The organism is Acinetobacter sp. Ag2 (genome assembly GCF_001005515.1).
GTDB lineage: Bacteria > Pseudomonadota > Gammaproteobacteria > Pseudomonadales > Moraxellaceae > Acinetobacter > Acinetobacter bereziniae.
Genome location: NZ_LBNA01000025.1, coordinates 19516 through 45994 on the forward strand (window position 1 = coordinate 19516; position 26479 = coordinate 45994).

At 34.8% G+C, this 26479-nt stretch carries 25 protein-coding genes; 18 read left to right on the plus strand and 7 right to left on the minus strand.

Annotated features, from left to right (window positions below; all coding sequences use genetic code 11):
* Positions 1 to 37 precede the first annotated feature (37 nt).
* The 4 genes from AAV97_RS01945 to AAV97_RS01960 all read left to right on the plus strand — a co-directional run bounded on the left by AAV97_RS01945 (position 38) and on the right by AAV97_RS01960 (position 3568).
* Positions 38 to 1159, plus strand: a complete 1122-nt coding sequence (locus tag AAV97_RS01945) for a phosphotransferase family protein (protein WP_005028897.1) — start codon at positions 38 to 40, stop codon at positions 1157 to 1159.
* The gene (locus tag AAV97_RS01950) at positions 1156 to 1854 is read left to right on the plus strand and encodes a histidine phosphatase family protein (RefSeq protein ID WP_004830828.1); all 699 of its coding nucleotides are present in this window, start codon (positions 1156 to 1158) and stop codon (positions 1852 to 1854) included. Before AAV97_RS01945 ends, AAV97_RS01950 begins: the two co-directional genes overlap by 4 nt.
* Before the next feature lie 41 nt (positions 1855 to 1895).
* Complete coding sequence (locus AAV97_RS01955; RefSeq protein WP_009585328.1) at positions 1896 to 2639, plus strand: SDR family oxidoreductase; 744 nt, start codon at positions 1896 to 1898, stop codon at positions 2637 to 2639.
* A gap of 203 nt (positions 2640 to 2842) precedes the next feature.
* Entirely contained in the window at positions 2843 to 3568 is a 726-nt protein-coding gene (locus AAV97_RS01960; protein ID WP_046759672.1) for an SGNH/GDSL hydrolase family protein, read from the plus strand.
* 13 nt (positions 3569 to 3581) lie between these two features.
* Here AAV97_RS01960 and AAV97_RS01965 read toward each other — a convergent pair whose 3' ends face one another.
* The gene (locus AAV97_RS01965) at positions 3582 to 3932 is read right to left on the minus strand and encodes a hypothetical protein (protein ID WP_046759657.1); all 351 of its coding nucleotides are present in this window, start codon (positions 3930 to 3932) and stop codon (positions 3582 to 3584) included.
* Positions 3933 to 4264: 332 nt separating this feature from the next.
* On the opposite strand from AAV97_RS01965, the gene AAV97_RS01970 reads away from it, so the two are divergent.
* From AAV97_RS01970 to AAV97_RS01980, 3 genes are all read left to right on the plus strand, one after another.
* Entirely contained in the window at positions 4265 to 4966 is a 702-nt protein-coding gene (locus AAV97_RS01970) for a hypothetical protein (protein WP_046759658.1), read from the plus strand.
* Between the two features lie 99 nt (positions 4967 to 5065).
* Complete coding sequence (locus AAV97_RS01975) at positions 5066 to 5569, plus strand: hypothetical protein (RefSeq protein WP_046759659.1); 504 nt, start codon at positions 5066 to 5068, stop codon at positions 5567 to 5569.
* A gap of 62 nt (positions 5570 to 5631) precedes the next feature.
* The gene (locus AAV97_RS01980; RefSeq protein ID WP_046759660.1) at positions 5632 to 6222 is read left to right on the plus strand and encodes a uracil-DNA glycosylase family protein; all 591 of its coding nucleotides are present in this window, start codon (positions 5632 to 5634) and stop codon (positions 6220 to 6222) included.
* A gap of 186 nt (positions 6223 to 6408) precedes the next feature.
* On the opposite strand, the gene AAV97_RS01985 is transcribed toward AAV97_RS01980, so the two are convergent.
* Complete coding sequence (locus tag AAV97_RS01985) at positions 6409 to 7272, minus strand: DMT family transporter (RefSeq protein WP_004830818.1); 864 nt, start codon at positions 7270 to 7272, stop codon at positions 6409 to 6411.
* A gap of 156 nt (positions 7273 to 7428) precedes the next feature.
* On the opposite strand from AAV97_RS01985, the gene AAV97_RS01990 reads away from it, so the two are divergent.
* Together AAV97_RS01990 and AAV97_RS01995 are read left to right on the plus strand one after the other, a co-directional pair.
* Complete coding sequence (locus tag AAV97_RS01990; RefSeq protein ID WP_046759661.1) at positions 7429 to 8829, plus strand: PLP-dependent aminotransferase family protein; 1401 nt, start codon at positions 7429 to 7431, stop codon at positions 8827 to 8829.
* 201 nt (positions 8830 to 9030) lie between these two features.
* Positions 9031 to 9681, plus strand: a complete 651-nt coding sequence (locus tag AAV97_RS01995) for a class I SAM-dependent methyltransferase (RefSeq protein ID WP_046759662.1) — start codon at positions 9031 to 9033, stop codon at positions 9679 to 9681.
* 53 nt (positions 9682 to 9734) lie between these two features.
* On the opposite strand, the gene AAV97_RS02000 is transcribed toward AAV97_RS01995, so the two are convergent.
* Positions 9735 to 11213 (minus strand): phospholipase D family protein, encoded by a 1479-nt coding sequence (locus AAV97_RS02000; RefSeq protein ID WP_046759663.1) that lies wholly within the window; start codon positions 11211 to 11213, stop codon positions 9735 to 9737.
* A 190-nt stretch (positions 11214 to 11403) separates the two neighbouring features.
* Between AAV97_RS02000 and AAV97_RS02005 the strand changes: the two genes are divergently transcribed.
* The 7 genes from AAV97_RS02005 to AAV97_RS02040 all read left to right on the plus strand — a co-directional run bounded on the left by AAV97_RS02005 (position 11404) and on the right by AAV97_RS02040 (position 19037).
* Entirely contained in the window at positions 11404 to 12513 is a 1110-nt protein-coding gene (locus tag AAV97_RS02005) for an S-(hydroxymethyl)glutathione dehydrogenase/class III alcohol dehydrogenase (protein WP_005028868.1), read from the plus strand.
* A 162-nt stretch (positions 12514 to 12675) separates the two neighbouring features.
* A complete protein-coding gene (locus AAV97_RS02010) occupies positions 12676 to 12984 on the plus strand; it encodes an I78 family peptidase inhibitor (RefSeq protein ID WP_046759664.1) in 309 nt (102 codons plus the stop codon).
* Between the two features lie 1024 nt (positions 12985 to 14008).
* On the plus strand, positions 14009 to 15334 hold the full coding sequence (locus AAV97_RS02020; RefSeq protein ID WP_228136496.1) for a serine hydrolase: 1326 nt from the start codon (positions 14009 to 14011) through the stop codon (positions 15332 to 15334).
* A gap of 156 nt (positions 15335 to 15490) precedes the next feature.
* On the plus strand, positions 15491 to 16435 hold the full coding sequence (locus AAV97_RS02025; protein ID WP_042088603.1) for a hypothetical protein: 945 nt from the start codon (positions 15491 to 15493) through the stop codon (positions 16433 to 16435).
* Positions 16436 to 16473: 38 nt separating this feature from the next.
* Positions 16474 to 17733, plus strand: a complete 1260-nt coding sequence (locus AAV97_RS02030) for a hypothetical protein (RefSeq protein WP_046759665.1) — start codon at positions 16474 to 16476, stop codon at positions 17731 to 17733.
* A 97-nt stretch (positions 17734 to 17830) separates the two neighbouring features.
* Positions 17831 to 18577 carry a helix-turn-helix domain-containing protein gene (locus AAV97_RS02035; protein ID WP_046759666.1) on the plus strand — a complete coding sequence of 249 codons (747 nt, stop codon included), beginning with the start codon at positions 17831 to 17833 and terminating at the stop codon, positions 18575 to 18577.
* A gap of 31 nt (positions 18578 to 18608) precedes the next feature.
* Complete coding sequence (locus tag AAV97_RS02040) at positions 18609 to 19037, plus strand: VOC family protein (protein ID WP_046759667.1); 429 nt, start codon at positions 18609 to 18611, stop codon at positions 19035 to 19037.
* Between the two features lie 137 nt (positions 19038 to 19174).
* On the opposite strand, the gene AAV97_RS02045 is transcribed toward AAV97_RS02040, so the two are convergent.
* Positions 19175 to 20743 (minus strand): ATP-binding cassette domain-containing protein, encoded by a 1569-nt coding sequence (locus AAV97_RS02045; RefSeq protein ID WP_046759668.1) that lies wholly within the window; start codon positions 20741 to 20743, stop codon positions 19175 to 19177.
* A 331-nt stretch (positions 20744 to 21074) separates the two neighbouring features.
* On the minus strand, positions 21075 to 22280 hold the full coding sequence (locus AAV97_RS02050) for an aromatic amino acid transaminase (RefSeq protein ID WP_005028851.1): 1206 nt from the start codon (positions 22278 to 22280) through the stop codon (positions 21075 to 21077).
* 337 nt (positions 22281 to 22617) lie between these two features.
* Here AAV97_RS02050 and AAV97_RS02055 point away from each other — a divergent pair, with 337 nt between their 5' ends.
* Positions 22618 to 23388, plus strand: a complete 771-nt coding sequence (locus AAV97_RS02055; protein ID WP_042086762.1) for an alpha/beta fold hydrolase — start codon at positions 22618 to 22620, stop codon at positions 23386 to 23388.
* A 148-nt stretch (positions 23389 to 23536) separates the two neighbouring features.
* A complete protein-coding gene (locus AAV97_RS02060; protein WP_046759669.1) occupies positions 23537 to 24502 on the plus strand; it encodes a DMT family transporter in 966 nt (321 codons plus the stop codon).
* A 149-nt stretch (positions 24503 to 24651) separates the two neighbouring features.
* Here AAV97_RS02060 and AAV97_RS02065 read toward each other — a convergent pair whose 3' ends face one another.
* Together AAV97_RS02065 and AAV97_RS02070 are read right to left on the minus strand one after the other, a co-directional pair.
* Positions 24652 to 24885 carry a DUF2171 domain-containing protein gene (locus tag AAV97_RS02065; RefSeq protein WP_004830796.1) on the minus strand — a complete coding sequence of 78 codons (234 nt, stop codon included), beginning with the start codon at positions 24883 to 24885 and terminating at the stop codon, positions 24652 to 24654.
* A gap of 448 nt (positions 24886 to 25333) precedes the next feature.
* Positions 25334 to 26409, minus strand: a protein-coding gene (locus AAV97_RS02070; RefSeq protein ID WP_155769243.1) for an IS3-like element ISAbe6 family transposase whose coding sequence is annotated in 2 segments (ribosomal slippage) — positions 25334 to 26157 and positions 26157 to 26409 — 1077 coding nt in all. Because the reading frame shifts where the segments join, the coding sequence is not laid out codon by codon here.
* Positions 26410 to 26479: the final 70 nt, after the last annotated feature.

Genomic DNA, 26479 nt, shown 5'->3' on the forward strand with positions numbered 1-26479 from the left:
TTTTTGATTTAAAACAGAAAAAATTCAGGGAAAAAGCATGTCAGTTATTGATGTTGGTGGAAAAGTACGTGAAGGTGAAGAACTTGACATTCGTGCAGTTGGCAATTGGTTGATCGAGAATGGCTCTGAAATTATCGGTCCAGTAGAAGTTACGCAGTATTCTGGTGGTGCTTCGAATTGGACCTATCGCTTAAAATATAGCAATGCAGATTTAATTTTGCGTCGTCCACCTAAAGGAACAAAAGCGAAATCTGCACATGATATGGCACGTGAGTATCATGTACAGAAATGGCTCGCAGCTTATTACCCAGTCTTGCCTGAAATGGTCGCACTTTGCCAAGATGAATCAGTAATTGGATGCGATTTCTATGTGATGAAACGTATTGAAGGAATCATTCCCCGTGCCAAACTTCCGCCTGAACTTGATTTTAATGAACAACAGGTTCGAGAGCTATGTATCAATGTTCTTGATAAGCTGATTGAATTACATCAAGTTCCTTTTAAAGGTACTGAGTTGGAAAAGCTAGGGAAAGGTGATGGTTACTGTCGTCGTCAGGTTGAAGGATGGGATGGACGTTATGAAAAAGCACATACCATCAATGTACCAAGCTTTAAATTTGTTCGTAAGTGGTTAAATGAAAATATCCCTGCTGATTCGACCAGTTGTGTGATTCATAATGATTGGCGTTTTGATAATGTCATTCTTGACCCTCAGCATCCGACACAGGTGATTGGTGTACTGGATTGGGAAATGGCTACCATTGGCGATCCTCTCATGGACTTAGGTTCTGCATTGGCATATTGGGTTGAAGATACAGACAATCAAATCTTTAAGTCTACTCGCAGACAACCCACTCACCTTAAAGGTATGTTTAGCCGAAAGGAAGTGGTTGAATATTATTTAGAAAAAACAGGTCTAAAACCTGAAAATTGGGCTTTCTATGAAGTCTTTGGTATTTTCCGTTTAGCAGTCATTGCACAGCAAATTTACTATCGTTATTACCATAAGCAAACGGATAATCCAGCATTTAAAGATTTTTGGATTGTGATCCATGCTTTACATATTCGTGCTCTAAAGTTGATTGGTATGCAGAAAATTGAAGCCAATGAAGTTGCTCAGAAATACATTGAAAAGTTTAAGGAAATTTTAGGGAAATGACCACAATCTATTTGGTACGTCATGGCCAAGCATCATTTGGCGCTGAAAGTTACGATAAGCTCTCTCCAAATGGTGAATTACAGGCAAAGGTATTGGGTCAATATTTCGATAAAATTTTGAAAGAAGCGCCTTATGTGATTGCAGGTTCGATGCAAAGGCATCAACAAACAGCGCATTTTGCTTTAGCTGAAAGTTTTCCAGATGTTGCCGTTGTCACTGATCACAATTGGAATGAGTTTAATCATCAACAGGTTTTTGCTCAATATGACCCACGTTTTAATGAACCTCATTTGCTTAAACAAGATGTGGCTAAAGAAAAAAGTCCTCGTGCTTATTTAGCCAAGATTTTTGAAGGGGCAATCAATCGTTGGACGGGTGGTGAATATCATCATGAATATGACGAATCCTGGCCAGATTTTAAGAATCGAGTCGAAGGTGCATTGCAAAATCTATGTGATGATTTAGCTAAAACCAAACCTCGTTATGCAATTGTTTTTACCTCTGGTGGAGTAATCTCAGTTGTTGCGGGCAAACTTTTGGAATTAAATCCAAACAAAACATTCGCACTGAATTGGGCAATTGCCAATACCAGCCTGACGACATTACGTTTGGTGGGTAATGAACCGCAATTGCTCAGTTTAAATGAACATCATTTTATTAAGGTTGAAGATCCACAGTTATTGACATGGATTTAAGACCACACTGAGAAATATAAAAATTATTCAAGGAATTTATCATGGCAAAAACGATTTTAATTACTGGCGCAAGTTCAGGAATCGGTGCAGGAATGGCACGGGAATTTGCACAAAAAGGCTATAATTTAGCAATCTGCGCACGGCGTTTAGAAAGACTTGACAGTTTAAAACAGGAATTGGAATCTAAATATGGCGTCAAAGTCATCACTAAAGTCTTGGACGTGACCAATTATCAACAGGTTTTTCAAGTCTTTCGTGAGTTTAAACAAGACTTTGGAAGCTTAGACCGAATCATTGTCAATGCTGGTGTTGGTGAAGGACGACGTATTGGAAATGGCAAGTTTGAAATTAACCGAGCGACTGTTGAAACCAATTTTATTTCAGCTTTGGCACAGTGTGAGGCAGCAGTCGAGATTTTTCGTGAACAGAAATTCGGGCATTTGGTGGTGATTTCTTCAATGAGCGCTCTCCGCGGCATGCCTAAACACTTGACTGCTTATGGTGCCAGCAAAGCAGGAGTGGCTGCCTTGGCAGAAGGCATTCGTGCTGAATTAATTGATACCCAAATCAAAGTCTCTACGATTTTTCCAGGTTATATTCGTACTGAAATCAACGAAGGTGCAAAAAAACTACCTTTTGAAGTTGATGTTGAAACAGGCTCACATTTACTGGTTAAAGCGATTGAGAAACAACCTGTTAAAGCTTATGTTCCACAATGGCCGTGGTTACCAATAGGACTCGCAATGAAAGTGTTGCCATTAAAATTGGTGAATAAATTAGGTTGATTCATTTTACTTTTAAACTGTGATTAGCATTCATTACTCAAAAGACCCTAACGGGTCTTTTGAGTTTATCGTTAAAAGAAAACAAGTGTTCATCAGAACTGGATTACTTTAATTTACTTTTAAACCTATGCAAGAACTAGGACAGTATAAATTGCCTTTGGCGATGATGGATATTCAATCTATTGAATTTTATGGGTATTGTTATGTTTTTGAAATTTTCAACATTTGTACTGGTGCCTGCTTTACTTATTCAGGGTTATCGAGTCAAGAAAAACACACCAAGATTACCTGAAGCTCAAGGGCTGCGAAGTGGCGTTTTGGGTACTGGTCAAGCTTTATCGATTTTGATTTTAGGCGATTCTGCCGCAGCAGGTGTTGGTGTTGAAAATCAGCAACAAGCATTATTGGGTTCAATTTTAAAGGAAGTTTGTACAGATTTCGAAGTGACTTATCGACTTGAAGCAAAAACAGGGGATACCACTTTACAAGTTTTGCAGAGAACCAAGCAGTTACCAAACCAACAATTTGATGTTGTGATTACATCTGTTGGCGTCAATGATGTGACAAAACTACGTTCCCCGAAAAAATGGATACAACAGCAAAAACAGTTTTATGCCACCATTGAGTCCAAATTTACACCACAATTGATTTTGGTCACTGGTGTACCGCCAATGAATTTATTTCCAGCTTTGCCAAATCCATTGGCATGGTTGTTTGGAAAATACTCAAGCAAGATGAATGAAAAATTAGCCCAATTTATTGAAAATAATAAAAATTACCAGTTGATTCATTTTGATTTAGCCCATTTTAAAGCCTTAAATTTGCAAATGGCGAGTGATGGGTTTCATCCAAGTCAAGACATCTATCAACTTTGGGCAAAAGAGATTTCACAGCGTATTTTAAGCAAATTTAAATCAATGATTGATTAAAAAATCGAAAATATTAAGGGCATTGAATATTTTCTTTTTCCTTGTAATAACTCAAAGCGATGTCCAAATCGGATAGCAATTTGGCTTGTGTGTAATTTTCTGGATTCAATTTGAGTAAACTCGGCATGTAATTTGTTTTGTATTCCTTAGGATAATCTACACATACGATTCTTTTTTTATCATCTAATGTAGTATTTGGATCATCCAACTGATCAAGATATTTACTAATCATTTCATCTGATTGTTCAAATTGTGCAGTCACCGTAGGGCGATCTGTTTGCTTAGACATATTTTGATCAGGCTCTTTGCTACAAGCGGAAAGAACGAAGATCATCAATAATGTGGTAACGAATTTACTGTTCATAATAGATTGATTTTTAATGTGAATAAGAAATTATTGATAAATATTCAGTTAACTAGTCTTTCGACAATTCTTTAAAAACTTAACTATTAAATAATTTACCAATTTGTGCAATGATTTTTATTACCATAACTTGAATTTGTTACAAATTCAAGTATTTTGACTATATTATTGGAAATTTCATATTATGAGGACATGACGAGCTAAATTGATTTGATTTATTTGAGGTTAAATTTCACTCAAAAGCATCATTCGTGAAGAAATTTCTAAGCAAAAGTTTATTTTTGAGTTAATTGTGCGTATCGTATTCCCCAAAAGATTAAGGGGGATATTTCATGAAAAAATTATTAATGATTGCTATAACAACTTTAGCATCAAATGTTTCTTTTGCAGAAAATTTACAATGCGAAAAAAGCTATGAAATTTTTAAGCAGCAAGGTGATAAAGAAATTGAAATTTTAAAAAATGGCACACTTGATGACATCATTCATTATTATGATCAGATTGAATATGATCGTAAACTAAAGCCTAATCATCAAGGACAAACCTTTTCATCTGGTGAGTGGATCAGTGATGCTAAATATAGAGAAGATGTAAAAATTCAACAGGATTTAGCTAAAGATGATTCTTATAAAAATATTGATTTTTCATTGCTAAAACCAAAGTTAAACTATATCTCTAGCGTTGGGGAAGTTTGTGTGGTTCCAATGCGATCGCAAGATGAAATGTTTAAAAAAAATATGCAGACCCAAGCAGATGTTATCTTTGTTCGTGATCTTAAAACTAATGATTGGAGAAGATTTATTTATCTAGGGATTGAAGATAAAAAGGATTTTAATGAATTTTTTCCAGATTTCCCAAAGAATATAAAATTATCTAAGACATTGATCAATAATCAAGATTTTGCTGAAAGTGCTTCTGAATTTGCATTGTTAATGTTAGAAGAAATGGGTGCTGAAATTACGCCTGAACTAAAAGAAGCAGTAGAAGCTCAATCAGAGCCTTTCAAAGTTAAGTTAAAAGCGAATGGTTATTGAGCTTTATTGTATATTTTGTATTTAAACCACCTACGGGTGGTTTTATTGGATAAGTATAACAATTGATAAAGTTGCTTTATTTAACAAAGATAGATACATATGAGATTGTTTTTACTCCTAATTGCACTACTGTTAAGTGTAAATGTTTGTGCTGGCGCCGATGGTTCAAAAACGGAATTTGAGTCAATAGAGGCTATTGAAGCTTTATTATTAAATGCGGGTATTATCAACCAAGATTATAAAATTGTAGATAATCAGGCTTTTGATGACTATCTGCGTCAAGTATTTTTAAAACAAGCCAATCAAGGTCTACCTTATAGGATCAATAAATATGTTGAATTAAAGAAGATTCGAATAGAAGGGCGAAATTTGATTACTTATATTGAAATTGATGATGATTCAATACAGTTTATCCCTAGGTTTTACTCTGATGAAATCCAATCTACGCTTAAATGGGGTGCCTGTAACGATGACATAGGTTCAAGTCGAGTTTTTAAACAGGCAGAAGGATTCAAAAAAATTCAAATTTTGGGGAGTAAGCAGGATCCTGAATTGTTTAAATTTGAGATGTTTTTAAAGCAATGTGATGACGTATATAATTAGGGGCTGAGCAAGTAATAATGTTAAGATCTCAGCAGAATCCTTAAATTATTTCTTATTTATAAATGTCTGAATTAACAATAGAAACCCATCCACTTAAACCTTTTCTACCTTCAAACGCAAAGCTATTGATGCTCGGTAGCTTTCCACCGCCAAAAGAACGTTGGAAAATGGATTTTTACTATCCGAACTATCAAAATGATATGTGGCGAATTTTTGGTTTGATTTTCTTTGAGAATAAAGATCACTTTTTAGATTTGCCCAACAAAAACTTTAAAGAAGCTGTGATCCGTAGTTTTTTAATGGAAAAAGGCATTGCAATTTTTGATACGGCTTATCAAGTTATTCGTTTAAAAGGCAATGCTTCGGATAAGTTCCTACAGATCGAAACACCAACAGATTTATCTCAACTTTTGGAAAATATTCCTGAATGTAAAAGTATTATGACCACAGGCGATAAAGCAACAGATACTTTGATGTTATCAATGCCTAAAGGAACTGAAAAACCTCAGATCGGACAAGCTTCAAAAGCACGATACTTAGAAAGAGAATTAAATTTATACCGAATGCCGTCTTCATCAAGAGCTTATCCTTTAGCGTTGGACAAAAAAGCTGAAGCATATAAATGCTTATTTAAAGAAATAGGCTTACTTTAAGAAAGTATTGAGAAGTTAATTTTAAAATCAATATTTAGAGGATGGATTATTCTGCAAGGCTTATAAACAATCTAATTCTTAAATGGTATTGATCAAAACGCATATCAATTACCCATGATAAACATAAGCTTAAAGTCGATTGAGGAAAATCAATCGACTTAAACACTAATAAAAAAGATAAAATAGTTATGCGAATTTTTTTGCCATCGCTACACACAATACTACAGCAAAACAAACCAAAACCATTGCCAAGCTTACATGTTCACCCAATAAAAAGGCTGAGAGTATTAGTCCAATAAATGGTTGTACCAGTTGAATCTGACCCACTGATGCAATTCCACCAAGAGCTAAGCCTTTGTACCAAAATATAAAGCCAATCAGCATACTGAATAGTGAAACATAGATTAATCCAAGTGTTTCTGACCAATGAATATTCTCAAAACTTTGTGGCAAATAATAAAAGCTTCCAATGAGCATTAAAGGTAAAGATACCACCAAAGCCCAGCATATGACTTGCCATCCTCCCAGTTCTCTAGAGAGTTTTCCACCTTCAGCATAGCCCAATCCACATACAATAATGGATGCAAGCATATATAGATCACCTAAACTGAAGCTTAGATTGCGATTCTCATAAAACATAAAGCCAATCACAATGGCACTTCCCAACAGCGCAAATAGCCAGAATTGTAATGCAGGTTTTTCATTGCCTCGTAATACCGCAAATATTGCAGTCGATAGGGGGAGTAATCCAACAAAAACGATGGCATGTGCTGAAGATACGGTTTGTAATGCCAGTGCTGTAAATAATGGAAATCCAATCACTACCCCGCAAGCAACAATCATTAAAGATTTAAATTGAGCAAAATTGGGTTTGGTTTGACGTAAAAGTAACAGACAGAGCAAGCCAATTATTCCTGCAATCGCTGCACGGGCTGTGGTAAGAAATTCTGGGCTAAATCCCATCACTGCGACTCGTGTTGCAGGTAGCGAACCTGCAAATATTGCAACGCCAATAAAACCATTAATCCAACCGAGATTTGTTTTATCCATGATAAATCACTCAATAAATTTATACTGATTAAATGCCGATTTATTGAATAAACACATATACAGTCCAATACAATTTTAAATAACTGTTATGGAAGTAAAACCAGTACAATGAGGAATATTTAGCTTTGAGTGTTGATGGGTTAGGGGAAAATTTTTGTGAAAAAAACTAAAATAGAACAAACGATTCAACTCATTAACAACCAAATTTCAAATAAAAGTTTAATTGTAGGTTCTCGTTTGCCTTCAGTAAGGCAACTTGCCAAACAATTACACTGTTCGGTTTCCACCATCGTGGAAGCGTATGCAAGACTGATTGCGGAAGGTGTTATAGAATCACGAGTCGGTTCTGGTTATTACGTACGAGGTAAATCAGAGCCAATGCCTGTTATTGAGACTGACATACATTATCAGCGTGAAATTGACCCTCTATGGATTTCAAGGCAATCACTTGAAGCAAAAAATGAGGTGCTTAAACCGGGATGTGGCTGGTTGCCAACCAGTTGGATGCCAGAGCAAACCATACGTAAAGCTTTAAAAATAGCTGCAAAATCAGAAGCTGTAATGCTCATTGATTATGCAACACCCCATGGTCATATTGAATTGCGAAAACTGATTGCGCGAAAGAAAGAGCAATATCAAATAAAATTTCAACTTAATCAAATTCTTATTACTGACTCAGCTACACAGTCAATTGATCTAATTTTTCGACACTTACTGGTCGCAGGGGATGTGATTTTAATTGATGATCCTTGTTATTTTAATTTTCGTGCACTCATTAAGGCACATCACCTTCAAGCTATTTCAATTCCTTTTACCGAAAATGGACCAGATCTAGCAAAATTTGAGCAAGCGCTAAGCTTAAAACCAAAAATTTATCTGACAAATTCTGGAATCCACAACCCAACAGGTGCGACAATTTCATTACAAACTGTTTATCAAATTTCAAAACTGGTTGAACAAACAGACTTAATGATTATTGAAGACGAAATTTTTGCTGATTTTGAATATATTCCAGCACCCCGTTATGCATCTTTAGCAGGTTTTCAGCATGTCATTCAAATAGGAAGTTTTACTAAAACACTTTCAGCAGCCGTTCGCTGTGGCTATATCATCGCTGATCCTAAACTTATAGATGATTTGATTGATCTAAGAATCGCGACAAATTTCAGTCCGAGCCATTTAAATGCTGAAATCATTTATCAAGCATTGATGGATAGTAGTTATCCTCGACACCTAGATTGGTTAAAGAAACAATTACTAAAATTGAGCAATGAAACAATTCAAAAGTTAAAGACATTGGGAATAAAGCCATGGGTAATTCCAACAGCAGGAATTTTTTTATGGTGTACTTTACCTCATGGTGTGCAAGCTGCCGAATTGAGTAAACTGTGTTTAAAGCATGGTCTAATTTTGGCACCCGGAAATTCCTTTAGCCAAGCAGAACAAAGTGAACAATTCATGCGGTTTAATGTTGCACAATGTATTGATAAAAAGGTTTTTGATATTTTACAGACAGCTATTCAACAGCTACAAAACAGTTCAATAGAGAATTCTTGATACAATATACGATGTAATGAATACATTGAATTTATAGCAATCAAAAAAGTAGTTTTGCTGTAAAACGATATATTCTAGAAATCATCAAAAATATTTTTTGGATAAGAACAATTACAAACTTTTATCGAATCATTTTCCCTATTGTTTAAAAATATGCCTAAATAACACGCAATTGCTGATTATTTTTAAGGAAAAAGGACAATGAATATTCAGGATGTACCTAGTCCAATTGATTTAAGAAATCCACAAGATGCGTTGCAATGGGCTGAAGAAGTGAATCAGAAACGACCATGGCGATATGAGTTTTTTGATTATTATGTCAATCTTATTCAGAACTTATACAAAGAAAAGCAATTTAAAGATCAAGATGAGTCAAGCTTTTGTGTGCTGGAAATTGGTTCAGGTCCGGGTTTCTTTGCAAAGCATTTGCTGAGTCAGTGTCCAGATATTTTCTATACCGCTTTAGACTTTTCAGAACCTATGCATGAGCTTTCTAAAAGTAAGTTATCGTCAGATGAGTTAGCTAGAGCTGAATTTGTGATTCAGGATTTTAAGCAAGATGATTGGAACAATTCATTGGGTAAATTCGATGCGGTGATTATCCATCAAGCTTTACATGAATTACGCCATAAAGAATATGCAAGTCAGTTTCATCAACAAATTAAAAAACTATTAAAGCATGATGCAATTTATCTCGTTTGTGATCACATTTTTGCCGATGAGGCAATGCAGAACAATGAGCTGTATATGTCTAAGCATGAGCATTTTCAATGTATAAAACAGGCTGGATATACAGATATTGAATTAGTCAAAGAGATTAAAGGGCTTTGTTTATTTGAATGCTATTTGTAAAATCAACGATGATAGATATCTTGATTGGTACTGAATATGTCATTACATTAAACTTACATCATCCACTCAAGAGGAAGGTAGGATACACTGTACATCATAAATCTTTGGAATCTTGTCGTTTCAGGGTCCACATGATGTTCGATTACTTTACCATCGGCTTGGTAGTCCAGCCAAATCAGTTCCCCTTGAGAATTTAATTGGAGCTCATAGGCAACAGTCAGCAAGGTTCGATCTAATAAATCAGAAATTTGTTCTTGTAAAGGATCTGATTTGAGTACAAGACCAACCTCAGTGTTGATGTTGAATGATCGAGGGTCTAAGTTAAAAGAACCAATAAAGACTTTGTCGTCAATATTGATAAATTTCGCATGTAGACTGGACTTATTCTTACCCTTTTTAGGAATAATATTGCCTGTAACCACCTCATACCATGTACGGCGTTTCCGCTCTATATAAGGTTTAAATTCATAGAGTTTGGCGCCATTTTTTAATAGGTCAACGCGATATTTTTGATAAAAAGCGTGCACCAAAGCCACATCATTTGCGACAAAAGAATTGGTTAAAATTCTGACATTGACATTTTGCTTTGGAAATTGACTGATAAAATCTGTTCCATTTTGCGTCGGAACAAAATATGCAGCAATCAAATCCATTTCTTGTTTTGGATCACCCAAATGTTGATGAATTTGATGAGAAATCAATTCATTGCCTTGTGCTTTTCCAAGGCTTTTCTTTGGTGAATCTGCTAGGAAATCAGCATAAGCCCAATTGATTTTGTTTTGATTCAGCTCATTGGCAAGTTCTTTCTGCTCTAAATTTACTTTTTCATCTGTAGAGTGCTCAGCTTGTTCAAGTTTTTCAAAACTTTTTCTTAAATCAATTAAATCCTGTGTGGAGCCTTTTGAAATAAATTGCTCAATTGGATAGCTCAGCTCAAAATTCCAAAATTCAGTAAAGACTTCGTTGGCACGATTAACGGATTGACCAAAAAACAACACATCCATATCTGTAAATTGAAAAGATTCACTAGCATCAAAATATTCACTGCTGATATTTCGTCCGCCAGTCACGGCAATAGCACCATCAGCAATAATCAATTTATTGTGCATACGATGATTAATTCGTTGCGCTCTAAATATATAGTCCATCACGCGGAAATGTCTGAACTTATAGGGATTGTAGAGTTTGATTGAGATATTGGGATGAGTCAGTAGTGCGCTCAATTGTCGATCTATTTTGGTACCATTTTGATCATCAATCAATAATCGGACTTTTACACCACGATCAGCTGCCTTGAGTAATTCATGGAGCATGAGATTACCAATAAAATCATCAGCCCAAATATAGTATTGTAAATCAAGTGTATATTTTGCTTTTCGAATTAAATGTATGCGCGAAGCAATGCTTTGAAAGGCATCATTCATCGCAAGATATGCAGTCAAACCTTGCGTTAGCATGTTTTTTGCTTGTGGTTCTGTGATCCAATGATCTTGATATACCTGTCTCTGTTGTTCTTGTTGTGATTGATTCATAGGAAGATGACATCCAGTAATTGAAAAAGCCAGCATAATGAAGACGAAGAAGGTCTTTGAATTATTCATTTTTACAATGAGTATTTAGATTTTACTAAATCATATCATCAAGTTAATGGTTGAATCTGTAAAGTAAAAAAGGTTACTGTAGTCCAACTGTTAAAAAACCAAACCAAAAGGAAATTTAGCGATGAAATCACGTGCTGCGGTTGCATTTGGTCCAGGGCAACCTTTAAAAATAGTGGAAATAGATGTCGCTCCACCACAAAAAGGCGAAGTCTTGGTGAAAATCACGCATACTGGCGTATGTCATACAGATGCTTTTACTTTATCTGGTGATGATCCAGAAGGTATTTTTCCAGCTGTTTTAGGGCATGAAGGCGCAGGGATTGTGATTGAAGTTGGTGAAGGTGTGACTTCGGTAAAACCGGGCGATCACGTGATTCCATTATATACTGCAGAATGTGGTGAATGCTTATTCTGTAAATCTGGTAAAACTAACTTATGTACATCGGTTCGTGCGACTCAAGGTAAAGGTGTGATGCCTGATGGAACGACACGTTTTTCATATAATGGCGAGCCGATTTATCATTATATGGGATGCTCAACTTTCAGTGAATATACAGTAGTTGCAGAAGTGTCCTTAGCTAAAATCAACCCAGAGGCAAATCCTGAACAGGTTTGTTTATTGGGCTGTGGTGTAACAACAGGCATTGGCGCAGTACACAACACTGCAAAAGTGCAACCAGGTGATTCCGTTGCTGTGTTTGGTTTAGGTGGTATTGGTCTTGCTGTTGTTCAAGGCGCTCGTCAAGCAAAAGCTGGGCGTATTATCGTGGTGGATACCAACCCTGAAAAATTCAAACTGGCTGAAGAGTTTGGTGCAACAGACTTTGTTAATCCTAAAGATTATGACAGACCTATCCAAGAGGTGATTGTTGAAATGACCGGATGGGGAGTAGACCACTCTTTTGAATGTATTGGCAATGTCAATGTTATGCGTTCTGCACTTGAGTGTGCACATCGTGGTTGGGGACAATCTGTAATTATTGGTGTTGCGGGCGCAGGTCAAGAAATTTCTACTCGTCCTTTCCAATTGGTGACTGGGCGTACATGGAAAGGTACTGCGTTTGGTGGCGTTAAAGGGCGTAGCCAATTGCCAGGTATGGTTGAAGATGCAATGAAAGGTGATATTCAACTTGCACCATTTGTCACACATACAATGGGCTTGGAAAATATCAATGAAGCATTTGATTTAATGCATGAAGGAAAATCAATTCGCACCGTAATTAACTTCTAAAAGCCCAATACTAGTTTAGAATTTAAACAACCAGTAATGCATCATGTATTACTGGTTTTTATTTGCATGATAAATGTATGAGTTTTATATAAAAATATTCTAAGCTTATCATTTTTTGTTATGTTATCGCTTTAATTCAAAAAATTCAGAGTGGATCACTTTATGAAAAATGTTGCTATTATCGGTTTGGGTATTGCAAGTTTAGCAATTTCTGCATGCTCTTCAATTCAAACCAATGCTGCGCAAGACCAATCAGCACAAAATATGCAAAGCACTTGTATTGCTGAACGTGCGACGCAATTGATTGGTCAAAATGATATGTCTGAAGCTAAAATTAAACAACTTACACAAGCCACGATAGTTCGTAAAGTTGCTCCAAATCAAGGTGTAACAATGGATTATCGTGTAGAACGCGTGACGATTACTGTTGACCCAGTGACTAAAAAAATTACCCAAGCAAGTTGTGGTTAATTTATACCTTTAAATCATTAAGTTATGGTAAAGATCGAATAAATTTTGATTTATTCGATCTTTATTTATGTGTAAAATAATAGATCTCTTTCATAGAAAAATGATCAATAGGTTCATTTTATCTATAGCTGATCATTCTCTTTTCATGTTTAATTGTATGAAAAGGATTTAAAACAATTCATTTAAAACCGCAAACCAAACTTGATCAACTTTTATTACAAGCGATTTGGAATTTAAATCAAAAAATTACTTTTCTATGTCACCAGACTCAAATTTTTGTAACATCGAATGAGTTAGATCGAGGTGTTCTAACCCACTTAAAAACATTAAATTTCGATAAAAATAATAAAATAATTGGCATATTTAGTGGAGGTTCTGGCATACGACTACTTGTTCAAGCGCTTGATGCGACAGGCGCATTTCAAAATAGTGAGAATTTGTCAACACACCCTAAAATTGTCTGTCAAAATTTATCATAGTTGATACTGTTCCTGAATGGAAATATTATGAAATTCAAGAACTAAACATGGATGGAAATAATATTTCACTGATGACCAAAAATCAGTTATTTAGATATGATGAACAAAATAGCCAAAATATGATTGGTTTAGAAATTCCCATTAAAAAGCTGATATATCCGATAAATACCTATCATTTTATGTCTGAAATACTACAACATATTTTTATTCATTGTGCATCATTTATATCTCGCTTTAATAAATAGCATAGATTTAATTTATAATTTTAAATTAATATCATGTTATAGAGTAAGTGAATAATATATAAATAAAAATACTATTTATTAAAGATATTAAGATATAATAAAAAAATATTTTATAAATGCATTTATAATACTTGATTGAAAAATTATCTTTGCTATAGTTTAATTGCATACGTGCTGTAAAACATTATCTTTCCTCATTCACAATTATTATTACCCATTATGAAAAGACTGATTTTAATCTTATTTTTAATTATGGCTTCAACCTCAGTATTTGCACAAAATGAAAACTATAAAATGGTCATGAACAAGCTTATAAGCAACTTTAATGCTGATCAGTATGAGAAAATTTTTAATGATTTCTCTGCTGAAATGCAACAAGCGCTGCCACTTGAAAAAACAAAACAATTTTTTTCAGGATTAAAAAACAAGGCAGGAAAAATTGAAAGTACAGTGTTTCTCAATGAGCAGCAAGGTGACTATGCACTTTATAAAACCAAGTTTGAAAAAATGGAGTTCACTGTGAAAATTTCGCTCGATCATCAGAATCACATCAGTGGACTTCTTTTTAAACCGAATGAACAACAAAAAGAGACAAAAAGCGATACTGTTAATGCACTGAACACGTATCCTAAAGAGATTTCAAACATCATCTTTACCAATGCGCAAAATTTTCCGAATAATACTCAGCTTTCGATTGCAATCCTTGAAAAGGATAAAGTCAAATATTATGGTGTAATTAAAACCAATAACAAACTTCAAGAGATTGAAAATCAGAATAAAGTATTTGAAATAGGATCAATTACAAAAGTCTTTACCTCAACTGTTTTAGCTACTCTGGTTGATGAAGGTCAAATTAAATTAACGGATGAAATCAATTCGTTTTATCCAGCTTTAAAATTTAGAAATAATATTCAACTGAACTTTAAAGACTTAGCCAATCATACTTCTGGCTTACCACGCTTACCTGATAATCTAGATTTATCTAATCAAAGCAATCCTTATAAAGATTATGGTAAAAGTCAGATTGAACATTATCTTCAAGATTCATTAGCAATTGAAAATACAGTACAAAAAAAATATGTTTATTCAAATTTAGGTGCAGGATTACTCGGTTATACACTTGGACAATCACAAGGAGCTAGTTTTCAAACACTTTTACAGCAGAAAATTTTTGATCAATATCAAATGAAAAATTCATTTGTAAACTCAAATAATCTAGCTGATCAGTTGGTCAAAGGACAGAATGCTGAGGGTCAAATAATACCGAATTGGGACTTTGACGTTTTGTTTGGTGCAGGTGGAATGCTCTCAACCACAGAAGATTTAGCAAAGTTTGCTCGTGCACATTTTGACGCCAAGAATACGGCGTTAGCTTTAACACGTACACCGACTTTTGAGATCAATAAAGATTTAAAAATTGGTTTAGCTTGGCACTTATTAAAAACACCTAATGGCAAGGATGTAATTTGGCATAATGGCGGGACAGGTGGATATTCATCATCTATGGTTATCAATGTGAAAGATCAGACTGCTGTGATTGTTTTATCCAGCCTTTCAGCGTTTCATGCAAAAAACAAAAATATTGATCAATTATCTTTTGAGCTCATCAATGAAAAGGACAAATGATAACATCAGATGACGTATGTACTGGATTGTGAAAATAAATGTTTAGAAATAATCAAACACTCAAATTGTCCTATACTTGATGCACATCTGTAAGGCAGTTTAGTATTTAATATAAGTTGTCATCCAAGTTGTATTTTAGTGAACTGAATTGAACTTATGAAACTAGAGCTTATTCAAAAAGATATCTTTGTCGGTCCTATTCTTTCTGCAATTTGTATAGATGAATATACATCTGCATTCTTGTCGTATAGTGAAGATCACAAATATCAAATCGTCTATGTGTCTAAAGATAAATATAAAACAATAGATCTAGGCTACAGTGAGAAATATTATCAACTTGAAAACTCACCCGTTTTGTTTTGTATAAATCATCAACTCGGCATCATTAAAGACAAAAATGAGCTGTTATTATATTCACATGAAAAAAACAGATTCGCGCCGATTAAGATAGACAAAACTGAAACGCTCCCTCAACGATTTAACTTGTATTGGAAAAACTCAATAAGTGATTGTTCTGTTTTCCCCATTTGCTTTAACAGTGATGGCATGGGGCACGATACAAGATATTTAGCACTACTGGATTTAGATGTTATAAATCATCAAGCTTATTGGAAAAGTTGGATTACATTAGAGGCACAGACATTCTCATTTCACAAAGATAAGCAGTATCCACCTAAAATTGATACAGTCATGTTACAAGATAATGAATTATATATATTTAGCGCGGGTGGGCAATTGGTATCCATAAACAAGTGGGGAATGGATTATTATGCTTTTATCAAAACTGACTTAATGGGAAAGGTTGTTGAAACTTTGATTGATAGTGGAGATTTGCATTCAATTGATCAGAAAAAGCGTGGTGTAAATGGCTTATTGAGTAGTTCACAAAAGTATTTAATGCTTACACCTGTTTTCCAAAATGACGAATGGAAAGGTAAACAAAAGATTTTTTCACTCGCCACAAACGAAATTTTAGACATCACTTTTCCACGTGGTTTGGGCAAATATCCGCAAATTATCCAGCATTCAGGTGATATTTTTTGGGTATATTTACGCGAAGCTCAAAGTCTTGCAATGTGTAAAGAAAAGACGCCATTATGACGCAGTAATTTTTTATTGGATTTAGATGAACAGAAATAATGAAAGAAAAAGCTGAAAATTTAATAGATGATTTTAAACAACAGGGTTGGAAGACCCCAAATCTTTATGAAAGGCTTTTTGAGCTGCTTGATGATCACCAAGCTACTTCTACTTTTTGTCTTTTATTTATGACAAATTTTGAGAAAGGAGCAACAATATTTAATGATTCGCTTAGTTATATTGAAAAAGCAGATTTTTCTAAATTGATCGTTTTATCCCTTGATCGATTAAAACAGCAACACAATGAAAATGCGGATGCAGTCATTGAATATGCCAGTTTACAGTTTCCAGAATTACTGCATCCATATTTAGACCTCATTTTTGAGTTAAAACCGAATGAATCTGCTTTTTATGCTGAATATCCTTGGAGAAATCTAGCTGCAGACGATATAAAACCTTTTATTGAGAAAATAAAGAGTCATTCCACAGCACTATTGGATCAGCAAAAACTCTATCGGTGTTTGATGGAAACACGGAACTTAGACACGCTCAATTTTGCTTATCGATTTGCAGTTAAAAATAATATTTTTGCAAGAGAGGATATAGAGGACTATTTAATTGATGATCTAGAATCTGTTGGATTTACATTTAGGCATGGAAAAATTGAAAGCTATTGTCCAAACCTAACATTTCATTTTAAATTTCCTGAACATTATTTTCATGATGATCGTCCTATCCATATCAATAAAAAACAACATCCGACTTGGCGTTTGACAACCAACGATAAACACTTTGCATTTGGTGGATTGATTCAAGAGGATAGTCATAATCCATTTATTCATCTCGTCACATTTGAGGAGATTCCAAAAGGTTTAAATATTAAAAGTTTAGAACGGCTTAAACTCGGCATGCACATTAGAGAATTAAATGAATATAGCGAAATATTCTATCAACATGACCAGTTTGGAGAGCCGACTAAAATTGGTGATACAACAGTTGTCGAGAATTATCCCGATTTAGCGATTAAACATACTCAAATTTGCTTTTCAGAAACTCCATCTAGATGGCTATATCAAAGTTGGGGTAGTTCAAATGGTAGAGAAAACTTGTTTAGATTAGGCGGCGAACCTACATGGATTCAAAGTCCTCAAGTTTTAACTTGCCCAGTGTGCAATGAGAAAATGGATTTTCTGATGCAACTTGATACTGATCTCCCAGATATGGAAAACGGTGAAGTTTATTTTGGAAGTGGTGGAATATGTTATGTATTTTGGTGTGATCAATCACAAGTAAGCGGCTATTTAGTTCAATGTACCTGAAACCGAAAATCAAAATTTATACAGTCGTCTTTTCTTTGAAGTGTAAAACTTAGTTTGTTCATTCTCTATGAGAATCAAACTTTAGCGGAGTATTGAATTGAAATATCGGGAAATTGAAGCAAAAGGTTTTTTAAATCATTTTATAAAGTGCTTTTGGTATTATGAAACGGAAGAAATAGACATTCAGCATACTATTTTGCCTGATGGTTATTTCGACTTAATTGCTGAGTTTAGTCATAGGAAATTAACGCTTGTTAAACTTACAGGAATATGGACCACACCAAAAGAGATAAGAATTTCAAAAAACACTCAGATTTTTGCGGTTAGATTTAAACTTCCGGCAATCGAATATGTTTTCAAAGATCAATTAAAGTCGATTTTAGACACATCTGTTAACTTAGCTTTAAACTTTTGGCAACTTGATCTGTATCATTCAGATGAATTTGAACATTTTGTTGTTCAAATATCAAAAGATTTAGAAATTTTATTTAATGATTTAAATCAAATTGACCATAGAAAATTGAAATTATTTCGCATGGTCTATGATCAAGAAGTGAAAACTGTGGCTGAAATTTCTAACCATGTTTTCTGGAGCAGTCGACAAATCAACAGATATTTTCAGACAACATTTGGGATCACACTAAAAGAATTTTTGAACATTGTACGCTGCCATACAGCATATAGGAAAATAACCAGTGATCATCTCAATCCGAATTGTGAATATTATGATCAAGCACATTTTATTAAACAAATAAAAAAATACACAGGGACTACACCGAAAGAATTAAGTAAAAACAAAAATGACCGATTTATACAATTATTTAAGGTGACATCACAATCATAATTGATCATCTTAATTTGCAGGTGAAATCAATATGAATATTCATAAAATCTCTCCAAACTTTGAAGTGTCTGATATTCAAAAAACTGTGGCTTTTTATGTCGATCACTTGGGTTTTAAATTAATCATGGCAGTTGCAGAATCTCAAGATGGAATAGATACTCGTTTTATGGACAACAAAGCTTATGTTTATGCTTTGGTACAAAGAAATCAAATCGAATTTATGTTTCAGCGTTCAGACACTTTTAAAAATGATGTTATATTTTCCAAAGGGTTGAATATAGGCGCATCAGTATCATTTTATATGGAAATTGAAGGCATAGAGGCATTTTATTTAGCGCTTAAAAGTAAAAATCTTGAGCTTACTGAATTAAAAACAGCATGGTATGGAATGCGAGAGTTTTATTTAAAAGATCCAAATGGTTATATTCTCGGGTTCGCTGAAGCAGTTCAAAAACAATAAATGTGCAACATGGGCATGATGACAAATTCTCACCAAGTCGAAACGAATACATTTCAATTCATTGCTAGAGAGTTTGTCATGTCCTGTTATAGAGCGATAAACACATTAATGTTGCTTTGAAATATTCATTTGCAGTACTAGTGAAGTAGATATGCCTCATTTATTCCGCATTCTTCAACAAAGAATGCATCATGCGAAACTAAAATGACGGCACCTTTAAATTGCTCAATGGCTTGTGCAAGTAGTATTCTAGATTCAATGTCTAAGTGATTTTCAGGTTCATCCAATAAAAGTAAATCAACACCATTGGCTGCTTGACTGATGGCTAATAATGCGACTTTAAGCTTTTCCCCACCACTTAATTGCCCCAACTTGAACAAGGCTTTCTCGCGACGGATACGTAATTGTCCCAAAAGTTTTCGCCACTCAACTTCAGCAATTTGAGGGTTAAACATGGCTAAATTTTCAATCACCGTGAGATCATTATTTAACAGACTAAAGTTTTGATCCAGATATAGACAAGCACCATTAAAAAAGATTTCCTGAGTCTGATGATGAGCAATCATTTTTAACAAGGTTGATTTTCCAATACCGTTGGCACCTTTAAGCTGAATTTTTTCACCAGCATGCAATGAAAATTTGATTTTTTGTGTCGATGTATAGGGCAATCTTAAATCATTGATTCTCAATATTTCACCTTGACGCGCGCTATGCAGTTGAAATTCAAATCTTTGAGGCTTAATTTTCTCTAGTTTGCTTTGTTTATCTTGTAAATCATGTTGTGAATCATCCATTTGACGAAGTTGTTGCGTGCGTAATTTTCCAAAACTTTGTCCAGCTTGCTCCTTTTTAAAGTCGAGTAGAATTTTAGCTTGAGAGTTTGAGTCTCTTAGCTGTGCTCCTTTACGTTGCCGTTTTTGGGCTTTCATTAAGCTTTCATGTTGTTGTTGCTTTAACTGTTTTAATTCACGTTTATCTTGTTGAATCGACTGAGTTAAAGCATTGATCTGTTGCTGATGTTGTAGAATGTAGTCTGTATAATTTCCATGGATGTGCTGCAATCCCAATTCGGTTAATGCATAAATATGTTGAACCTGATCAAGCAATTGACGGTCATGACTGATCAGACATACACCAGCAGGATGAGCCAAAATAGACTCCATAAGCCATTGTCTAGATTGAATATCCAAATGATTACTCGGTTCATCTAACAGCAAATAATGATCTTGCTTTAAGAATAAACGACACAAGGCTAATTTGGTTTTTTGTCCTTCACTCAGTTGTTGAATTGGATAATTTAAATCCATCGGTAACTGTGCGTTATGTAAAATCTGTTGCCATTTTTGTGGCAGATCCCAAGCATTCTCAACCAAGTCATAATCTTCAAAATTGGCAGTATTTTCCTCAATCCGTTGAAATGCACGATGTAAGTGTTCAACCTCCAATCCTTGAGCAATGGTTTGTGCTTCTAAGCGTTGCAATTGTGCTAAATAGTCATGCTGGATATGCCACGTTATTTGACCGCTATACGCGAGATTTGAATATTGTTGCAAATGCAAAATCTGAAAAAGTAATGATTTACCTAGACCATTTCGTCCAATCAAAGCTGAACTTTGCCCTGAATAAAGCACCAAATTCAATTGATTAAACATATCTTGAGTAGGGAATGCCAAACTCAGATTTGAAATAATACATGCCTGTTGCATGGGAGAACCCTCATATAGAGGATGCACAAAATAGGATGAAATAAAGCTATAAATAACAGGGTTATTCTATTTATCGTTAGTGTGGTATCAGAACCAAAAGATAAGTTTTGCCTTGAGTAAAATCTATTTTGCACATCAAAAGTTAAAAATAATGATGAGAAAATGACTTACTTCATTGGCTTTACTCTTTAAAAGATGAGATGAGAATATATATTTTATAAAATTCAAACCAGATGTCAATCCATGTTTATGGATGATATTGGATAACTTAAAAAATCCCTAGCTTTTAACAACCAGGGATTTTTTTAGATTCAAACCACTCTTTATTAAATCAAGAGGTTGCCTTAATGACTTCTGCAACAGAGCTTGCCACATAGTCAATATTTTTCAAGTTTAAACCAGCAGCGCACATACGACCGCTACGAACCAAGTAAATGGCATATTGATCTTTCAAAATATCCACTTGTTCAGCAGTTAAACCTGTATAACTAAACATACCTTGTTGGGCAGTCAGATAATCAAAGTTGCGATCAGGCAGAGCAGTAGATAATTTTGCTTTTAACAGTTCGCGCATTTGAATAATACGTTCACGCATTTCTTTTAGTTCTGCATGCCATTGTTCAGTCAGCGTTGCGTCGTTCAATACATTATCGACCACTAACGCACCAGTTGTAGGTGGGCTTGAGTAAATACGACGTACAGTTGCTTTTAACTGACCTAAAACTTTTTGTGCTGTTGCTTGATCATCACATATGAATGTCAAACCACCAACACGCTCACCGTACAGTGAGAAAATTTTAGAGAATGAATTGCTGACAATAAAATTTAAACCAGATTGATCTAAAGCACGAATAGCATAAGCATCTTCTTCTAAGCCTTGCCCAAAACCTTGATAAGCAATATCAAGGAAGGGGATTAGATCACGTGCTTTTAAGACTTCAATAACACGATCCCATTCAGCAGGTGTTAAATCTGCTCCAGTTGGGTTATGGCAACATGGATGCAGTAGAACGATACCTTTGGCTGGAATTTGTTTTAAATCTTCCAACATGCCCTCAATATCAACACCATTGCTTGCAGCATCAAAGTAGCGATAGAAATGCGAATTGATTCCTGCGCCATTGAAAATTGCAATATGATTTTCCCAAGTCGGTTGGCTGACCCAAACATCAGATTCAGGGAAATATTTTTTGAGAAAATCAGCCCCCACTTTGAGCGCACCAGAACCGCCCAGTGTCTGAATAGTCACAGCACGACCATCTTTACGCGCTTGACTGTTTTCGCCTAACACTAATTTTTGGGTCGCTTCGTTATAAGACTTTGAACCATCCATTGGTAAATAAAGCTTTACCTTATCATTGCTTGGTTCAATATTCTTCAACGCTGCTTTTACAGCATTTAACTGAGGAACAATCGTGTCCTCATTATAATAAAGACCAATACTTAAATTTACTTTATGTGTCCGTTCATCCTTACCAAAGGCTTCCATTAAAGAAAGAATTGGATCACCTGCATAAGGATCTACATGTTGAAACATGGTCTCAAGTCCTAAATCAAACGAAGATATTCGTGTCTGATAATATAGGTAATTCGAAGTCCGACTCAACAGCAGAATGAAGTTTATTTTTTATTATTTATTCAACTTTAGATGAAGTTCAGTCTTATTTGTCTATATTTACGACTGAATTTGCGATTAAAGCAGAAGCTAAGTAGAAAATAAGTAATATATGGTGGTTAATGCTAGGCACAAAATATTTTAAAATATGGCTTGCCTTTAAGTCGCATTATTGTGACCTGAATGATAAAACTATTGTCCTAGATTTAGCTTCTTGTCATCATAGCGTGAAAGCAATTTTAATTTTGGAAGATTCTTAATGTTACTCAATTATCAATACGATCAAGCCCAATCTACATCGGAAAATCAACAAACACTTGTTTTGATCCATGGCTTGTTTGGTAGTTTAAGTAATTTAGGGATTATTGCACGTGCCTTTCAAGAAAAATTTAATATATTGCAACTCGATGTGCGTAACCACGGGCATTCTGAACACTCTGTTGAAATGAATTATACGCTCATGGCATCTGATGTTTTGGAAACACTCGACCATCTCAAGATTGAAACTTTTGTTGTTGTTGGGCACTCCATGGGCGGTAAAATTGCAATGAAACTGGCGGATCTTACACAGGATCGTATGTTGAAGATGGTGGTGCTAGATATGACGCCTTATGCATATCAAGAAAATCACCATGATCAAATTTTTAAAGCATTATTTGCTGTTGAAAATGCGCAATTGGAGTCTCGAAAAGAAGCCACTGAGCTTATGCGCCAATATTTAAAAGAAGAAATGGTCATTCAATTTTTATTGAAATCTTTTAATAAAGGGAAGTGGCTATTCAATGTGCACGCATTATTTAACCATTATGCTGATATTTTGGACTGGCAAAATCAGTCGGTAAATACAGTTCCAGCATTATTTATCAAAGGTGGGAATTCTCCCTATATTTCAAAACCAGAGCATTTTGATGCAATTGAATCACAATTTAGCCACAGCCAAGTTGAAATCATTCAACAGGTTGGTCACTGGTTGCATGCCGAAAAACCCGCTGAAGTAAATAAATTGATTTCTACCTTTATAGAGAAATAATCAGATAAAATTTCGAATTTCCACAGCACTTCATAAATCAATATTTTTGAATTATTGTGCTTAGTCTCATGAGTAAATGCTCATTATGTCATGATGTATTATTAGTTTTAATATTTAAAAAATACATATTTTGAACTGAACATTGCACATGAACACAAAAAGAATCGTCTGGGCGGATTTTACAATTTATTTGAAACTGACCTGTGTAGCGATGCTATGGGGTGGAACTTTTATTGCAGGGCGTGTGATTGCCTTTGAAATGCCTGCCCAAATTGCAGCATTGATGCGTTTTATCGTTGCCTCTATTTTACTGATGATAATTTTGATAAAAGTCGAAGGGTCATTTAAAACAATAAACTTTAAACAGCATTTACTTACTGCATGTATGGGACTCACTGGGGTATTTGCCTATAATATTTTTTTCTTTGGTGCGTTATCGCATATGCAAGCAGGGCGAACCGCTTTATTTGTTAGTCTCTCACCGATATTGACCATAATTGCAGCACGAATTTTTTTTAAAGAAGAACTCTCGAAATTTAACTATTTTGGTGTGGTTCTCGCATTTTTTGGAACTTTACTGGTTGTGACCAAAGGTCATCTTTTTTCTCAGTTAAACACTTCTTTTGGAACGGGTGAATTAATGATGAGTTGTGCTGTACTCAGTTGGGTTGCATATACATTGCTTTGTAAAAAAATTGCGGGTTTATCACCACTGATCATTACAACCTATTCAACACTTTGGGGGCTATTTTTCTTATCGATGAGCTTTATTCCGTATCTTCGACAATGGCAAAGTTTTACGTTCCATGCCAGTATTTATTTGAGTATCCTTTATTTAGGCGCTTTAGGTACAGTGTTGGCATTTGTATGGTATGCACAAGGCATTGCAAAAATAGGTACATCCAGAACAATTATTTTTAACAATTTAGTGCCTTTATTTGCAGTACTACTGGCATTTTTACTTCTTAATGAACCAATAACAGTAGTAATGTTGGTCGGCGGCGCAATGAGTTTTATTGGTGTTTTAATGACCAATAAAAAACCTTTAAACTGGCACGACACACGCTATTCGACGGACAAATCAGCGAATCAAAATAGAATAGGATTAAATTGATATTTTCCAAATCAAAAGATATCGAATTATTGTCGGACAATAAGTTTTAAAAATGATTTGGTTTCTTCAATAGAACAGCCCTCAAAAGAGGGCTGTTCGTAATCATTAGATTCAGTTTAAATTAAAATAAAACGGGTATAGATTTTTTCCTAAACCTCTATCCAAGTATCTTTTACTTCTTGAGAGTCTTTGGTCAGAATAACTTTTTGATCTTGGATTTGTCCCACCCATGAGGTTGGGATCAGATGATGGTGTCCATCTCCATGTTTGGTCAGCTTAATTTGATCTGTACCTACCAGATGATCTACCTCACCAACTTTAGTTCCGCACGCAGCGATAACATCAGCATGATTTTTAATACTCTCAACATTGATAGAAGTCATTTGATTCTTTCCTATTGAAATGTGATTTGAGTATTCACCATAGCCTAAAGATCTTAGAGAGTCTTGGAATGAAAAGGAAACACTACAAGACCACCTAAACATTTACTTAAGGCTTTAAGATTGCTACATGGTAATGTCTTGAAATAAAAAAGATTGCAGTATTTAATTCTTGATAGTTAATTGTTTTTATTGACTATTTTTTGTAGTTTTTAACACTTTTATCGTAGTTTTCACAAAACTAAACTTCATTTTCATTGAATGATTAAAATGGGCTTCTGCTGTGAGTAAGAAAATAAATTGATAAAATAAAGTACTGATACACGAATAAAACGACAACAAACGAAAAAACGACAGGCTAAGCAGGGGGCTAATTTTTTAATCTTCAGTTACTAAATCGGTAATACTCCCATTTTTAATTGATTTAATAAGTAGAAAGCCAAAGTCCTTATCATTGTTTAAATTTAGGTGGTTTACCATCAACTGACATATGTGGTCGTTCATGATTATAAAAGTGTTGCCATATCGTTGTATAGTCTTCAACCTCTTCAAGCTCTCGAAATAAATATTGATTCAAACATTCATATCTCACCGTCCTGTTGAAGCGTTCGACATAAGCATTCTGTTGTGGATGACCTGGTTGGGTAAATACATGCTCAATTCCATGTTGAGTACACCATGCTTCCATCAAATCACTAACATACTCGGGTCCATTATCACTACGGATACGCTTTGGCTTACCTCGCCATGCAATTAATTGATCTAATCCCCTCAGCACTCGTTGAGCTGGCAAAGAAAAATCAATCAATATATCCAGTGACTCACGGTTATAATCATCAATAACATTGTGAATTCGGTAACTGCGACCATCACTCAGTTGGTCATGCATAAAGTCCATTGACCACGATTCATTTGGTGTTGATGGTGCTGTAAGCGGTTCAGGCTTTATTCGCTGAATGCGTTTGTTTGGTTTAATTCGTAGGTTAAGCTCAAGCTCCTTATAAATTCGATAAACACGTTTGTGGTTCCATGGGTAGCCTTTGACATTACGCAGGTACAAGAAGCAAAGCTGAAAGCCCCAAGTCTTATTCTCGTTGGTGAGCTTCAGTAGCCAGTCTGCAATCATCTTATTTTGCTCATCTAATTGAGCTTTATAACGATAACAGGTTTGACTAAGTTGAAAGATGAAGCAAGCTTTACTCACTGAAATCTTAAATTGTTCAACGGCTCGCTGAGCAAGAGATTTACGTTGTACAGGCTTTATAACTTCTTTGACAGTGCATCCTGAAGAATATCTGCTTTAAGGCGTTCGTCAGCATACATACGTTTCAGACGAGCATTTTCAGCCTCTAATTCTTTAAGTCGTGTCATCATTGAAATATCCATACCTCCATATTTCGCTTTCCATTTATAAAATGTAGCGGAACTCATACCATGTTCACGGCATAAGTTAGGCACAGGTGTTCCTGATTCAGCTTGTTTTAAAATACTCATGATTAAGCTATCTGAATATTTAGATGTTTTCATAAAAAATCTCCTTGAACAGGATTATTCGATTTTCTACTTTTGAGTTCAATTATTTTGAGGGGGGATTACC

Excerpts from the sequence above, each read along its gene's own strand:
- AAV97_RS01945 (WP_005028897.1), top strand. The coding sequence starts at position 38 with ATGTCAGTTATTGATGTTGGTGGAAAAGTACGTGAAGGTGAAGAACTT.
- AAV97_RS01950 (WP_004830828.1), top strand. The coding sequence starts at position 1,156 with ATGACCACAATCTATTTGGTACGTCATGGCCAAGCATCATTTGGCGCT.
- AAV97_RS01955 (WP_009585328.1), top strand. The coding sequence starts at position 1,896 with ATGGCAAAAACGATTTTAATTACTGGCGCAAGTTCAGGAATCGGTGCA.
- AAV97_RS01960 (WP_046759672.1), top strand. The coding sequence starts at position 2,843 with ATGTTTTTGAAATTTTCAACATTTGTACTGGTGCCTGCTTTACTTATT.
- AAV97_RS01965 (WP_046759657.1), bottom strand. The coding sequence starts at position 3,932 with ATGAACAGTAAATTCGTTACCACATTATTGATGATCTTCGTTCTTTCC.
- AAV97_RS01970 (WP_046759658.1), top strand. The coding sequence starts at position 4,265 with ATGAAAAAATTATTAATGATTGCTATAACAACTTTAGCATCAAATGTT.
- AAV97_RS01975 (WP_046759659.1), top strand. The coding sequence starts at position 5,066 with ATGAGATTGTTTTTACTCCTAATTGCACTACTGTTAAGTGTAAATGTT.
- AAV97_RS01980 (WP_046759660.1), top strand. The coding sequence starts at position 5,632 with ATGTCTGAATTAACAATAGAAACCCATCCACTTAAACCTTTTCTACCT.
- AAV97_RS01985 (WP_004830818.1), bottom strand. The coding sequence starts at position 7,272 with ATGGATAAAACAAATCTCGGTTGGATTAATGGTTTTATTGGCGTTGCA.
- AAV97_RS01995 (WP_046759662.1), top strand. The coding sequence starts at position 9,031 with ATGAATATTCAGGATGTACCTAGTCCAATTGATTTAAGAAATCCACAA.
- AAV97_RS02000 (WP_046759663.1), bottom strand. The coding sequence starts at position 11,213 with ATGAATCAATCACAACAAGAACAACAGAGACAGGTATATCAAGATCAT.
- AAV97_RS02005 (WP_005028868.1), top strand. The coding sequence starts at position 11,404 with ATGAAATCACGTGCTGCGGTTGCATTTGGTCCAGGGCAACCTTTAAAA.
- AAV97_RS02010 (WP_046759664.1), top strand. The coding sequence starts at position 12,676 with ATGAAAAATGTTGCTATTATCGGTTTGGGTATTGCAAGTTTAGCAATT.
- AAV97_RS02020 (WP_228136496.1), top strand. The coding sequence starts at position 14,009 with ATGAACAAGCTTATAAGCAACTTTAATGCTGATCAGTATGAGAAAATT.
- AAV97_RS02025 (WP_042088603.1), top strand. The coding sequence starts at position 15,491 with ATGAAACTAGAGCTTATTCAAAAAGATATCTTTGTCGGTCCTATTCTT.
- AAV97_RS02030 (WP_046759665.1), top strand. The coding sequence starts at position 16,474 with ATGAAAGAAAAAGCTGAAAATTTAATAGATGATTTTAAACAACAGGGT.
- AAV97_RS02040 (WP_046759667.1), top strand. The coding sequence starts at position 18,609 with ATGAATATTCATAAAATCTCTCCAAACTTTGAAGTGTCTGATATTCAA.
- AAV97_RS02045 (WP_046759668.1), bottom strand. The coding sequence starts at position 20,743 with ATGCAACAGGCATGTATTATTTCAAATCTGAGTTTGGCATTCCCTACT.
- AAV97_RS02050 (WP_005028851.1), bottom strand. The coding sequence starts at position 22,280 with ATGTTTCAACATGTAGATCCTTATGCAGGTGATCCAATTCTTTCTTTA.
- AAV97_RS02055 (WP_042086762.1), top strand. The coding sequence starts at position 22,618 with ATGTTACTCAATTATCAATACGATCAAGCCCAATCTACATCGGAAAAT.
- AAV97_RS02060 (WP_046759669.1), top strand. The coding sequence starts at position 23,537 with ATGAACACAAAAAGAATCGTCTGGGCGGATTTTACAATTTATTTGAAA.
- AAV97_RS02065 (WP_004830796.1), bottom strand. The coding sequence starts at position 24,885 with ATGACTTCTATCAATGTTGAGAGTATTAAAAATCATGCTGATGTTATC.